The sequence below is a fragment of the Metalysinibacillus jejuensis genome, assembly GCF_003057615.1.
Taxonomy (GTDB): domain Bacteria; phylum Bacillota; class Bacilli; order Bacillales_A; family Planococcaceae; genus Metalysinibacillus; species Metalysinibacillus jejuensis.
Genome location: NZ_QAFW01000011.1, coordinates 56,928 through 69,338, shown reverse-complemented (window position 1 = coordinate 69,338; position 12,411 = coordinate 56,928). Strand labels below are relative to the sequence as shown.

At 40.6% G+C, this 12,411-nt stretch carries 13 protein-coding genes; 12 read left to right on the top strand and 1 reads right to left on the bottom strand.

Annotated features, from left to right (window positions below; genetic code table 11):
- The first annotated feature begins 197 nt into the window (after positions 1-197).
- From fur to DDE80_RS05805, 6 genes are all read left to right on the top strand, one after another.
- Complete coding sequence (gene fur, locus DDE80_RS05830; protein WP_108306733.1) at positions 198-650, top strand: ferric iron uptake transcriptional regulator; 453 nt, start codon at positions 198-200, stop codon at positions 648-650.
- A gap of 68 nt (positions 651-718) precedes the next feature.
- On the top strand, positions 719-1,615 hold the full coding sequence (gene xerD / locus DDE80_RS05825; protein ID WP_108306736.1) for a site-specific tyrosine recombinase XerD: 897 nt from the start codon (positions 719-721) through the stop codon (positions 1,613-1,615).
- 80 nt (positions 1,616-1,695) lie between these two features.
- Entirely contained in the window at positions 1,696-2,883 is a 1,188-nt protein-coding gene (gene deoB, locus DDE80_RS05820; protein WP_108306732.1) for a phosphopentomutase, read from the top strand.
- The gene (locus DDE80_RS05815; protein ID WP_108306731.1) at positions 2,880-4,184 is read left to right on the top strand and encodes a pyrimidine-nucleoside phosphorylase; all 1,305 of its coding nucleotides are present in this window, start codon (positions 2,880-2,882) and stop codon (positions 4,182-4,184) included. The genes deoB and DDE80_RS05815 overlap by 4 nt, the downstream gene beginning before the upstream one ends.
- A gap of 111 nt (positions 4,185-4,295) precedes the next feature.
- Positions 4,296-5,612, top strand: coding sequence for a diaminopimelate decarboxylase (lysA, locus tag DDE80_RS05810; RefSeq protein ID WP_108306730.1), 1,317 nt, complete (start codon positions 4,296-4,298; stop codon positions 5,610-5,612).
- A gap of 196 nt (positions 5,613-5,808) precedes the next feature.
- Positions 5,809-6,132 (top strand): GNAT family N-acetyltransferase, encoded by a 324-nt coding sequence (locus DDE80_RS05805; RefSeq protein ID WP_235612285.1) that lies wholly within the window; start codon positions 5,809-5,811, stop codon positions 6,130-6,132.
- Positions 6,133-6,153: 21 nt separating this feature from the next.
- On the opposite strand, the gene DDE80_RS05800 is transcribed toward DDE80_RS05805, so the two are convergent.
- Positions 6,154-6,609 carry a DUF309 domain-containing protein gene (locus DDE80_RS05800; RefSeq protein ID WP_108306728.1) on the bottom strand — a complete coding sequence of 152 codons (456 nt, stop codon included), beginning with the start codon at positions 6,607-6,609 and terminating at the stop codon, positions 6,154-6,156.
- A gap of 147 nt (positions 6,610-6,756) precedes the next feature.
- Here DDE80_RS05800 and DDE80_RS05795 point away from each other — a divergent pair, with 147 nt between their 5' ends.
- The 6 genes from DDE80_RS05795 to ccsB all read left to right on the top strand — a co-directional run bounded on the left by DDE80_RS05795 (position 6,757) and on the right by ccsB (position 12,382).
- The gene (locus DDE80_RS05795; protein ID WP_108306727.1) at positions 6,757-7,530 is read left to right on the top strand and encodes a segregation/condensation protein A; all 774 of its coding nucleotides are present in this window, start codon (positions 6,757-6,759) and stop codon (positions 7,528-7,530) included.
- On the top strand, positions 7,496-8,080 hold the full coding sequence (scpB, locus tag DDE80_RS05790) for an SMC-Scp complex subunit ScpB (protein ID WP_108306726.1): 585 nt from the start codon (positions 7,496-7,498) through the stop codon (positions 8,078-8,080). Before DDE80_RS05795 ends, scpB begins: the two co-directional genes overlap by 35 nt.
- A 62-nt stretch (positions 8,081-8,142) precedes the next feature.
- Positions 8,143-8,874: a pseudouridine synthase gene (locus DDE80_RS05785; protein WP_108306725.1), complete on the top strand. Its 732-nt coding sequence runs from the start codon at positions 8,143-8,145 to the stop codon at positions 8,872-8,874.
- Between the two features lie 101 nt (positions 8,875-8,975).
- Entirely contained in the window at positions 8,976-9,509 is a 534-nt protein-coding gene (gene resA / locus DDE80_RS05780) for a thiol-disulfide oxidoreductase ResA (protein ID WP_108306724.1), read from the top strand.
- An 18-nt stretch (positions 9,510-9,527) separates the two neighbouring features.
- The gene (gene resB / locus DDE80_RS05775) at positions 9,528-11,189 is read left to right on the top strand and encodes a cytochrome c biogenesis protein ResB (RefSeq protein WP_108306723.1); all 1,662 of its coding nucleotides are present in this window, start codon (positions 9,528-9,530) and stop codon (positions 11,187-11,189) included.
- Entirely contained in the window at positions 11,189-12,382 is a 1,194-nt protein-coding gene (gene ccsB, locus DDE80_RS05770) for a c-type cytochrome biogenesis protein CcsB (RefSeq protein WP_108306722.1), read from the top strand. Before resB ends, ccsB begins: the two co-directional genes overlap by 1 nt.
- Positions 12,383-12,411 lie beyond the last annotated feature (29 nt).

The following is a 12,411-nucleotide window of genomic DNA, read 5'->3' as shown; positions in this document are numbered from 1 at the left end:
AAATGAAGGCATTCGCCTATTGGCATTAGCATAGAAACAAAAACTCTTGGAACAAGAGGGTTAGCTCGGTCAGTTTTCGTTGGCTAGTAAAAGCAACGATAAGTCGAGAAGCCCCCACTTCAATTAGACCGCAAGGTCAATAAGTGGTGGGTAGTTCACTGCTTTGGTATAATGATAAAAGTTTAGGAGGGCGTCGTATGGAAAGCCGCATCGATCGAATAAAAAAACAATTGCATAGTGCAAGTTATAAATTGACGCCACAGCGAGAGGCGACGGTAGCTGTATTGCTTGAGCATGAAGAAGATCATCTGAGCGCAGAAGATGTTTTTTTGCTCGTTAAAGAAAAAGCACCAGATATTGGCTTAGCAACCGTTTATCGCACACTTGAGCTATTAACAGAGCTTAAGGTTGTCGATAAAATTAATTTTGGCGATGGTGTTTCACGTTATGATTTACGACAAGAGGGCGCAACACATTTCCATCACCATTTAGTGTGTGTTGAGTGTGGTGCTGTTGACGAAATCCAAGAAGATTTATTAGTGGATGTCGAAAATGTCGTTGAAAAGCGTTGGAACTTTAAAATTAAAGACCATCGTCTTACATTCCACGGGATTTGCTGGCGCTGTCATGATAAAGAAAATAACGAATGAATGGGCATAAAAGCCATAAAGCACTTTACGAATGACACGTCATTTGTAAGGTGTTTTTTTTAGGAGGAATAGCTATGTTACAAGATGAAATTTCAGATTACCTTCATTTTATTCGCGTGGAGCGGCAGTTAGCAGATAATACGTTAGCTTCGTATCGTCGCGATTTAGATGCCTATCTTGCGTCACTTACCGCACAAGGCATCACTGCTTTTGATCAAGTAAAACCTATGCATATTACACAACATTTACAACAGTTGCGTATGACAACTTCAGCGCGGACGACTGCACGGCACACTTCTGCCATTCGCAGCTTTCATCAATTTTTGCTGAGAGAACAACGCGTAACGGAAGACCCGACCTACCATATAGAAATGCCGAGAATGACCCAAAGCTTGCCAGATGTTTTAGCAATTGAAGAAATTGAGCGATTATTAGCGGCGCCTAACACAGCAAAGCCGCAAGGGGTAAGAGACGTAGCCATGCTTGAATTACTGTACGGCACCGGCATGCGTGTCAGTGAGTTATTAGCGCTTAATATGGATCAAGTACATAGTGCCATGGGCTTTGTAAGAATTATCGGTAAAGGTAATAAAGAGCGCATCGTTCCTTTAGGTAAAACAGCCTTAGCCGCGTACGAGCATTATATAACGACCGCACGACCGGCACTTAGTAAAAATTATCCCCCGACAAGTGCTTTATTTATTAATCAAAGAGGGAAGAGATTAACAAGGCAAGGTTGTTGGAAGCTATTGAAACAGCACGCGGTAGCAGCGGGCTTAAGTAAGCCTATGACCCCACATGTCTTGCGTCATTCCTTTGCTACACATCTTGTGGAAAACGGCGCAGATTTACGAGCTGTACAAGAAATGCTAGGGCACGCTGACATTGCCACAACTCAAATTTATACGCATGTAAGTAAGGTGCGTTTGTCAGAAGTTTACAAACAATTTCATCCGCGCGCATAAAATTTTACTTAGTCGGATGTCTGACCTTACGAAATGTTACGATATTTGATAAAATAAGAAAATAAACGGAGGGAACTACTATGACAAAATTTAAAAAAATGCACGTAATCGTAATGGACTCAGTCGGTATTGGTGAAGCACCAGATGCCAAAAGCTTTGGTGATGAAGGTGCTCATACACTTGGCAATATCGCAAAACATATGAACGGCTTAAACATTCCAAATTTAACGAAAATGGGACTCGGTAACATCGAGCCGCTTCATAAAGTGATGCCTGTCGAAACACCAACAGCTTACTACGGAAAAATGCAAGAAGCTTCGGTAGGTAAAGATACGATGACAGGCCATTGGGAGATGATGGGGCTAAACATTGATAAACCTTTTAAAGTTTACCCAGAAGGTTTCCCACAAAGTTTACTCGACGAACTCTCTCGTCGCACAGGTCGTAAAATAGTATGTAACTTACCTTACTCAGGTACTAAAGTAATTGAAGATTACGGTAAGGAGCATATGGCAACAGGCGCATTAATTGTATATACATCGGCTGACCCTGTTATGCAAATTGCAGCACATGAAGAAATTATCCCTGTAGAAGAGCTTTATGAAATTTGCCAAATTGCACGCGAGTTAACATTAGCACCAGAATATTTAGTAGGGCGCGTAATTGCGCGTCCGTTTATTGGAGAACCAGGTAATTTTACACGCACGGCTAATCGTCATGACTATGCTTTAAAACCTTTTGAGCGCACGACGATGAATGAGATGAAAGATGCGGGTTACGATGTTATTGCGGTCGGTAAAATTTCTGACATCTTCAATGGTGAAGGTGTTACAGAAGCGATTCGCACTAAAAATAATATGGACGGTATGGATAAGTATGCAGAAGTGGTACGTAAAGATTTTACAGGCATGAGCTTTTTAAACCTTGTAGACTTCGATGCTAATTTTGGGCATCGCCGCGACCCACAAGGTTACGGAGAGGCATTGGAACAATTTGATGCACGCTTGCCAGAAATTTTACAGGCGATGACGGAAGATGATGTTTTAATGATTACCGCAGACCACGGTAATGACCCAACATTTGCTGGCACAGATCATACGCGTGAATATGTACCACTTCTCGTTTATTCACCATCGTTTACAGCACCGACAGCTTTACCACTTTGCGACACATTTGCAGCGATTGCAGCGACGATTGCTGAGAATTTTGCTATTCCAGCACCAAAATACGGAAAGAGTTTCCTCTCTTTATTGGAGGGTAAAGCATGAGAATTGTAGATATTATTGAGAAGAAGCGCGACGGTCATGCGTTAACAAAAGAAGAAATTACATTTTTTATTGAAGGCTATACGAACGGCGAAATTCCGGATTACCAAGCTAGTGCATTATTGATGGCCATTTATTTTACCGATATGACGGATGAAGAACGCGCTAATTTAACGCTTGCCATGGTTGCTTCTGGCGATCAAATTGATTTAAGCGCAATCGACGGTATTAAAGTAGATAAGCACTCGACAGGTGGTGTAGGTGATACGACGACGTTACCACTGGCAGCTATGGTAGCGGCAGTTGGCGTACCCGTAGCTAAAATGAGTGGTCGTGGGCTAGGTCATACAGGTGGTACGATTGATAAGCTAGAAGCAATTGACGGTTTCCACGTCGAACTTTCCACAGCTGATTTTACACAACAAGTAAATGAAATTAAAATGGCTGTAGTGGGCCAAAGTGGCAACTTAACGCCAGCGGACAAAAAGATTTATGCTTTGCGTGATGTGACAGCTACAGTAAGTAGCATCCCGCTAATTGCAAGCTCTATTATGAGTAAAAAAATTGCTTCGGGTGCTGATGCCATCGTATTAGACGTCAAAACAGGGGACGGCGCTTTTATGAAAACCGTAGAAGATGCTGAGCGTTTGGCGCATGCAATGGTTAAAATCGGCAATAGCGTAGGGCGCAAAACGATGGCTATTATTTCCGATATGAGTCAGCCGCTAGGCCTTGCAATTGGTAACGCATTAGAAATTAAAGAAGCTATTGATACATTAAAAGGTAATGGACCTGAAGATTTACAAGAGTTGTGTTACGTACTAGGTTCACAAATGGTCGTATTAGGCGGGCATGCCACGACATTACAAGAAGCGCGCGCTCAATTAGAAGAAGTCGTGGCAAATGGTAAAGCCTTGCAAGTATTGCGTGAGTTTATTAGCGCACAAGGTGGTAATGCCGATGTTGTTGATCATCCTGAGCTTCTGCCACAAGCCAAGTACATCACACAGCTCGTAGCTAAACAAAGTGGCTATATTGCGAAGTTAGAGGCCGATGATATCGGTACAGCGGCGATGCTACTCGGTGCAGGACGCGCGACAAAAGAGTCAGAAATCGACTTAGCTGTAGGTCTTGTTCTGAATAAAAAAGTAGGTGACTACGTCGAAAAAGGCGAGTCGCTCGTAACCATTCATGCGAATCGTCAAGCGATTACAGAAGTTGAACAAAAATTGTATCAACATATTATAATTACCGAACAAGCGGTACAAGCACCTACGTTAATTCATACTGTAATTACAAAATAAAGTGAGGCACGTTTACCTTTAAAGGTGAGCGTGCTTTTCTTTAGCGCTTTAGTATGGTAATGTTTTTATAGATATTTTTCGATTATTTTGACAAGGGAAAGAGGAAAAAATATGCATTTATATGGAACGCAACAAGTCAACTCACAAGGGCATCTTACAATTGGCGGAGTAGATACGCTTACGCTTGCACAACAATACGGTACCCCACTATTTGTCTATGATGTCGCGTTAATTCGTGAGCGAGCGCAAGGTTTTGTTAATACCTTTAAGAAACTAGGCGTAACAGCGCAAGTTGCCTATGCTTCTAAAGCTTTTTCAAGCATAGCTATGTACCAATTGGCTGCACAAGAAGGTATGTCAATTGACGTGGTGTCAGGCGGAGAGTTATATACGGCTTTGCAAGCAGGCGTAGTGCCAAGCACGATTCATTTTCATGGTAATAATAAATCGCTTGCTGAACTAGAAATGGCGTTTGAAGCGAAGATCGGTTGCATTGTTGTCGATAATTTTTATGAAATTGAAACATTAAAGCAGTTAGCAAAAAATCGTCAACAACAAATGGCTATTTTACTGCGTGTGACGCCAGGAGTAGAAGCGCATACTCATGATTTTATTACGACAGGACAAGCGGATTCGAAGTTTGGCTTTGATTTAAATAATGGTCAAGCAGATGAGGCGTTTTTACAAACTTACCAAGATGAATATTTACAGCTGTTAGGTATGCACTGTCATATCGGTTCACAAATCTTTGATACTGTCGCTTTCGGTGTAGCAGGAGAGAAGCTTGTTGACAAGATGGCGAAGTGGAAAGAGACATATCAATTTACGTGTCGTGTACTTAATTTAGGCGGTGGCTTTGGCATTCGTTATACAGAGGAAGACAAGCCGCTGGCGCCTCAAGTTTATGTAGAAGATATGATTAAGGTTGTACAGAAGAAAGTAAATGAGGTAAAATTAACGATGCCGGAAATTTGGATTGAACCAGGTCGTTCGCTTGTCGGAGATGCTGGTACATCGTTATATACAATTGGCTCTCATAAAACTGTACCTAATGTACGTGAGTATATTGCTGTAGATGGTGGTATGAGCGATAATATTCGACCAGCACTCTACGATGCAAAATACGAAGCTGTTATTGCGAATAAAGCAGACCAAGCAGCGACAGAGACATATACAGTAGCAGGGAAATTATGTGAGTCTGGCGATAAATTGATTGAAGATGCGCAGTTACAGCAGGCAGAAGCGGGCGATATTCTTGCAATGTTCTGCACAGGTGCCTATGGTTATGCTATGGCAAGTAACTATAATCGTGTGGCTCGTCCAGCTGTCGTGTTTGTTGAAGACGGCCAACATCAACTCGTTATAGCACGTGAAACGTACGACCATATTATCGCGAATGATAAAGCGCTAACGTTAAAAAAAGGGTGAAATTGAATTGCGAAAGAAAAATATCATGGTCCTATTAGCACTACTCGGTGTCGTTTGTCTTTGGGTAGCTATTTACTGGTTCTTCCTCGTACCGAACGGCTATATTCAGGCACCACCGCAATAATTAGCAACAGTTAGAAAATGAGGGAAAATACTTATGTTAGTTCGTTATAAAAAATCGTTGGAGAAAATAGCAATGGGATTATTATCGCTTATGCCAAGCGAAAAAAACATCAAAAAGCTGACCGAAACGATTGATGCTTATGCTAAAGACGAGACGCAACATTTATACCTATGGAAACAACAGGAAGAGTATGTCGGTATTGTTGGTGTAACAGTTGAGGATGAAGTTGCGACATTACAACATATTTGTGTTGTACCGTCTTACCGTGGTGAGGGCATCGCAACGCAAATTTTAAAAGAGCTTACCGCTTTAGGAACGTATCAAGAAGTATGTGCGATTGATGATATTCAACCGCTGTTTGATAAATGTATGGGCTGTATAACAGACAATAAATAAAGTGTTGCCTACTCAGTAAACTTACTTTGTAGGCGATGCTTTTTTTATTGCACGCGCTGCGATAATAGCGGAGCGGTCACGTAATAAGTGCTTATGTGTAATGAAGTCATCATCGAGCAAAGGTAATTGCTTAAGGCGCTGCTGTACTTTAACGTCTAGCGGCGGTGCTAAAGGGAGCTCGTCTCCTAAAGCAAGCGTAACGAGCGTGTTGCGTTTAATATAAGTGAAAAATTGTGCATCTGCTTGGCTAAAAATTCGCTGAGCGTTGGCTCGTAGCTTGTTGGCCCCGCGTATATTGCCGCGGCGCTCATGATAAAAGCTTACGGCTAATTGGATATAGCCAACGAGCGCATGGTTTTTATCACCAGGAGCAATGGCTTTCCAGTAGTCTTCTGCTACTTCATGACATTCAAAAAAATCGCCACGCACAAAGTGGGCGCAATAGTCAATAAAAAGAGGGTGCAGTTGTGGGTGCATAAGGATACCTACTTTCTGTTTGGTCGTTAATAGATTTTCTCGCTTGCTGAAGCGAAATATAATACACTATATACTATTGTATAGCACAAAATAATAGCGTGCTCGGCAAAAGAGCATGAAAAATGAACATAGAATGGTGGAAAACGAATGGCTTATGAAGTAAATGTAGAAGGTTTTTCAGGGCCTCTCGATTTGCTATTGCACTTAATACAGCGTTATGAAATAGATATTTATGATATACCTGTGGCCGAAATTACTGCGCAGTATATGGCGCATATTCATGCGATGCAAGTATTAGAATTAGATGAAGCAAGTGAATATTTAGTAATGGCAGCGACATTGCTAGCTTTAAAGAGTAGAATGCTATTACCTATGCACGACATAGAAGACGATACGATTGAGGAAGTGGATCCACGTGACGAGCTAGTTCAACAGCTTATTCAATATAAGCGTTATAAACAAGTGGCAAAGCGTTTAGAAACACAACGTGATTACGCTATACTGCAATACCCACGACCTGCGACAGACTTATCATTTTATATGAAAGAAGAGCAACTTGCGCTCTTTGATATGGACGTTACAGTATACGATATGTTAGCAGCTTTTGAAAAAATGTTACAACGAAAAAAATGGCAACAACCTTTGACAACGCGTGTAGCACGACAAGAGATTGCAATTAAAGACCAAATGCGTACGGTTTTTACGCTGCTTAAAAAAATGAATGGGCAAGCGGATTTTACGGATTTATTTGATCATCGCAATAAAAGTGCATTGATTGCAACATTTTTATCTGTGCTAGAATTAATGCGTCAACAAATGATACGAATTGAACAACAGCAAAATTTTGAAGCATTAACTGTAATTTTAGTGCAAGAGGAGTGGCAAGATGGATACACAGCCGAGCTTGATTACCAAGATTGAAGCTTTACTATTTGTAATTGGTGAAGAAGGGCTAACGACAGCGCAACTGGCGCAGTTTACACAAACTGAAGTAGCAGAAGTAGAGGAAGCAATACAACAGTTACAAGCGGATTATATCAGCAGTGAGCGAGCGATTGAAGTAAAGCAAACAGCGGGCGTATATCGTCTCGTAACAAAGCAAATGCTTGCGGATGTCGTTGAGAAGTTAATTGAAGATCCACCGCTACAAAATTTATCACAGGCCGCATTAGAAGTGTTAGCTATTGTCGCTTACCAACAACCTGTAATGCGTGCGGATATCGAGGCAATACGAGGCGTGAAAAGCGAGCGCCCATTAAATACACTAGCTGCTAAAGGATTAATTACGGAAGTGGGGCGCAGTGACGGGGCAGGTCGTGCTATTTTATACGGTACTACGACAGAATTTTTACATCAGTTCGCGCTCAATGATATTAGCGAGTTACCGCCATTACCCGAAGAACAAGAACCAAGCGATGAAGCAACAGACTTATTTTTGACGCAGTTTGAACAAACGTTTGACGAAAATTAAAAGCTATACGGAATGCACAAAGTGTGCCATAATTTCAACGACTAATAAAAGAGGTGGACGTATTGGAAAGATTACAAAAAGTGATTGCGTATGCAGGCATTGCATCGCGTCGTAAAGCAGAGCAATTAATTGTAGAAGGTAAAGTGAAAGTGAACGGTCAAGTTGTAAAAGAGCTAGGTACTAAAGTAAGTAGTAGCGATAAGGTAGAAGTGAACGGCGTAAAATTAGAAAAAGAACAGAAAGTGTATTTTTTACTGTATAAGCCACGTGCAACAATCTCTGCCGTAACGGATGACAAGGGGCGTAAAACTGTAACGGATATTTTTAAAAATGTCGAACAGCGTATTTTCCCAGTAGGGCGCTTAGACTATGATACGACAGGTTTATTATTATTAACGAATGACGGTGAGTTTTCATATCAATTAACACACCCTAAATTTAAAATTGATAAAACATATGTAGCGCGTGTAAAAGGCATTCCAACCATTGATGGTCTTAAGAAGTTGCAGCGAGGTATCCGTTTAGAAGATGGTAAAACGGCACCTGCTAAAGTAAGTATGATGACAGCAGATGAAGCGGCAGGTAAAGCCATTTGTGAAATTACGATTCATGAAGGTCGTAACCGTCAAGTTCGCCGTATGTTTGAAGCTATTGGCACACCTGTAGTAAAGCTTAAACGTGAGCGCTTCGCTTTTTTAGATTTAGGTAACTTAGCACCGGGAGAGTTTCGCCAATTGACGCAACATGAAGTGAAGAAGTTGCGTGTTTTAGCTGAAACGGGCAAATTGGACTAATAAAAAGAGTCATAAATCATTCATCTTTAAAATTACAGCATAAACCTAACATTTGATATAATGAATAGGGTATTTACGCTTTTTGGGGAGGTTTTTACTTCATGGATAAAAAGAAAAAACGACTGATTACGCGGACAATTATTTTAGCACTACTCGTTGTCGCAATTGCCTATGTCGTTTATTCCACAGCAACTAAAGATAAAACGAGCGTGTTACAAGTTGGCGATCAAGCACCAAACTTCTCGCTGATTGATTTAGAAGGTAATAAGCATGTGCTATCCGATTATGAAGGACAAGGTGTATTTTTAAACTTTTGGGGTACGTGGTGTAAACCATGTGAAAAAGAAATGCCTTACATGAATAATCAGTATGCACAGTATAAAGATCAAGGTGTGGAGATTTTAGCCATCAATATTGCACAATCAGATTTTGAAGTACAAAAGTTTGTTGATCAATACGGATTGGATTTCCCGGTTGTTATTGATAAAACAAAAGGCGTGCGTAACGCGTACAATATTATTGGGTTACCAGCAACAATTTTAGTTTCACCAGAAGGAAAAGTAACGAAAATTGTTACGGGCGAATTAACGGAGCAACAAATCGGTGCAATGATGGAGTCAATTAAGCCGCAATAAATAAGGAGTGTCAGTCACATGGAGAAGGAAACAATCACTTGTGCTTGTGGACATGTTAACCCTTATGGTACAAAGCTTTGTGAAAAATGTGGTAGACCTTTAACAGAAGAAGAAAAAAATACAAAAGTTGTAGATATGCGCTACGACGGTAAAGCGATTCGCTCAAAGACGTATAATCGTTCGGTAGTGGATAAAGTATGGAATTTCTTCTCTAGTGTTAAAGTAGGGATTGCATTAATTATTATTACGCTCCTTGCAGCCTCAGTCGGCACATTTTTACCACAAGAGTTTTATGTCAATGTAGGTACACTTGGCGACAAAGCCGCTTACTACGAAAACACATACGGCACAATTGGTAAGATTTATTATGCTTTAGGTTTGTCAGATTTGTATAGTTCATGGTGGTTCCAAATACTTGTAGGTATGCTCGGTATATCCATTATCGTTGCAAGTATTGACCGCGGTATTCCACTGCACAAATCATTAACGAATCAACGTGTGAAGCGTCATGAAAGTTTTATGAAGCGTCAACGTATCGTAGCAGAAGGTGAAGTAGCTAATAGTGAACAAACATTAGCTGCCATTGAGAAGGAAATGAAAGCGCTAAAATATAATGTGCGCCGAGATGGTGATGCATTATTAGCAGAAAAAAATCGCTTCTCTCGTTACGGCCCGTATATTAATCACGTAGGTTTAATTGTCTTTTTAGTAGGGGTGTCCTTACGTGTGGTGCCTGGGATGTACGTCGATGAGTCGATGTTAATTCGTGAAGGCGAGACAATTGAAGTAATGGGCATGCCGGGCTATTTTCTAGAAAACGATAAGTTCATTTTAGAAATGCACGAAAATGACGAAGATGGCCCTTCAGGTGAACAAGTGCGTCAAGGGGTTAATGTCGTAGCTAAAAACTTCCAAACAAACGCTAAGCTTTATAAGCAACCAGAAGGAGCATTACCAGGGGATACAGATAATTTAGAATTGGTAAAAGAGTATTCGATTCGTGTAAATCACCCGTTACAACATGACGGCTACTCGTTATATCAAATGGACTACCGTTTAGATGAGCTCTACACAATGACATTTGATTTAGTAAACAAGGAAACTGAAAAATCATATGGTCAATTAACAGTTCAACTTGATAATCCAGCCGCAACGTATGATTTAGGTAATGGCTCTTCGGTGGAAATTTTAAACTACACACCAGACTTTGCAGGGTTTAAAGATGGCGTGCCACAAACGAACTTACCAGTACCAGATAATCCAGCGTTTGTCTTTAAAATGACAACGCCAGATACACCTGACGGAGAGACGAGCTTTGTGGCGATTCGTAACACATTAGAGCCATTAGGCGAAAACCAAAATATGCTAAAATTCGTATCAGCTACGACACGTAACTCATCAGGGTTAACGATTCATAAAGACCGTACCATTCCTATTATTGTAGTAGGTGGTATTATATTTATGATTGGTGTAGCAATCGGTTCATATTGGAACCACCGTCGTGTATGGGTACAAGCAACAGCAGAAGGCAAGTTATTATTAGCTGCTCATACAAATAAAAACTGGTTTGGTATCAAAAAAGATTTAGATATCGTAATAAATGCTGCGCAGTTGCCAGCGTATGTCGATCAGCTTGACTTAAATGATTCAGAAGAAAAACAGGAAGGTGACGAAGCATAATGAGTTTAATTAGTCTTAGTGGTAACTTACTATTTGTAGCTTTCCTTACTTATTTAATTGCAACATTGTTCTTTGGTGGAGCTGTAAAAAACTCCCATGATAAAAGCGAAGCAGCGGAGCGTCATGCTAATAAGTGGGGAAAAATAGCGATTATTATTACGGTTATCGGTTTTATCGCTAACTTAGGTTATTTTATTACACGTTGGATGTATACAGGACATGCGCCTGTAAGTAATATGTTTGAATTTACCACGACATTCGGTATGTTTATCGTACTAGCGTTCATTATTATGTACTTTATGTACCGTGCAGTCGTTCTAGGGTTAATTGCGTTACCAATCGCAGTATTAATTATCGGTTATGCAGCGATGTTCCCGACAGACGTGAGCCCACTCGTTCCATCATTACAAAGTAACTGGTTAACTATTCACGTTATTACGGCAGCGTTTGCACAATCTATTTTAGCAATTAGTGCTGTGGCGGGCCTCGTATATTTACTAAAAGTAGTAGATGTGAAAAAAGCATCAAAAGAACGCACAGCATTAGAAAGCGTTATGTTCTTTGTTGTTGTCGTTATCGGATTCGTACTCGTAACACTTGTGTTCCGTGGCATGGGATATGAAGCGCAATTTACGTATGTAGATAAAGACGAAATTCAAAGAGAAATCACGTATAATATGCCGGCTATTTTTGGTATGAATGAGTCAGCAGCATTAACAGAAGACGTTATGCAACCTTTAATCGAAACACCACCAATTATTAATGCTAAAAAATTAACAACTGTTACATGGTCATTATTAGTTGGTACAATTTTATACGCATTACTTCGCTTAATTTCACGCAAGCGTGTAAGCGAAATGCTTCAGCCGTTTGTCAAACGTGCAAACTTAGAACTTATGGATGAAATTGGTTACCGCTCAGTGTTAATCGGTTTCCCTGTCTTTACATTAGGTGCTTTAATCTTTGCGATGATTTGGGCACAAGAGGCGTGGGGACGTTATTGGGGCTGGGACCCGAAAGAAGTATGGGCTTTAATTACATGGCTGTTTTATGCCGCATTCCTTCACCTACGTTTATCAAAAGGATGGGAAGGTCGCAAATCAGCATGGCTTGCTTTAATTGGTTTCGCGATTATGATTTTCAACTTAGTTGTAATCAACTTAATCATTGCAGGTCTTCACTCATACGCGTAATAAAACGGAGAGGCACATTGACAAAATGT

Bases quoted from the DNA above. Each gene is read 5' to 3' on its own strand.
- lysA (WP_108306730.1), top strand. From the start codon at position 4,296: ATGCATTTATATGGAACGCAACAAGTCAACTCACAAGGGCATCTTACA.
- resB (WP_108306723.1), top strand. From the start codon at position 9,528: ATGGAGAAGGAAACAATCACTTGTGCTTGTGGACATGTTAACCCTTAT.
- DDE80_RS05815 (WP_108306731.1), top strand. From the start codon at position 2,880: ATGAGAATTGTAGATATTATTGAGAAGAAGCGCGACGGTCATGCGTTA.
- ccsB (WP_108306722.1), top strand. From the start codon at position 11,189: ATGAGTTTAATTAGTCTTAGTGGTAACTTACTATTTGTAGCTTTCCTT.
- resA (WP_108306724.1), top strand. From the start codon at position 8,976: ATGGATAAAAAGAAAAAACGACTGATTACGCGGACAATTATTTTAGCA.
- fur (WP_108306733.1), top strand. From the start codon at position 198: ATGGAAAGCCGCATCGATCGAATAAAAAAACAATTGCATAGTGCAAGT.
- DDE80_RS05800 (WP_108306728.1), bottom strand. From the start codon at position 6,609: ATGCACCCACAACTGCACCCTCTTTTTATTGACTATTGCGCCCACTTT.
- DDE80_RS05805 (WP_235612285.1), top strand. From the start codon at position 5,809: ATGGGATTATTATCGCTTATGCCAAGCGAAAAAAACATCAAAAAGCTG.
- DDE80_RS05795 (WP_108306727.1), top strand. From the start codon at position 6,757: ATGGCTTATGAAGTAAATGTAGAAGGTTTTTCAGGGCCTCTCGATTTG.
- deoB (WP_108306732.1), top strand. From the start codon at position 1,696: ATGACAAAATTTAAAAAAATGCACGTAATCGTAATGGACTCAGTCGGT.
- scpB (WP_108306726.1), top strand. From the start codon at position 7,496: ATGGATACACAGCCGAGCTTGATTACCAAGATTGAAGCTTTACTATTT.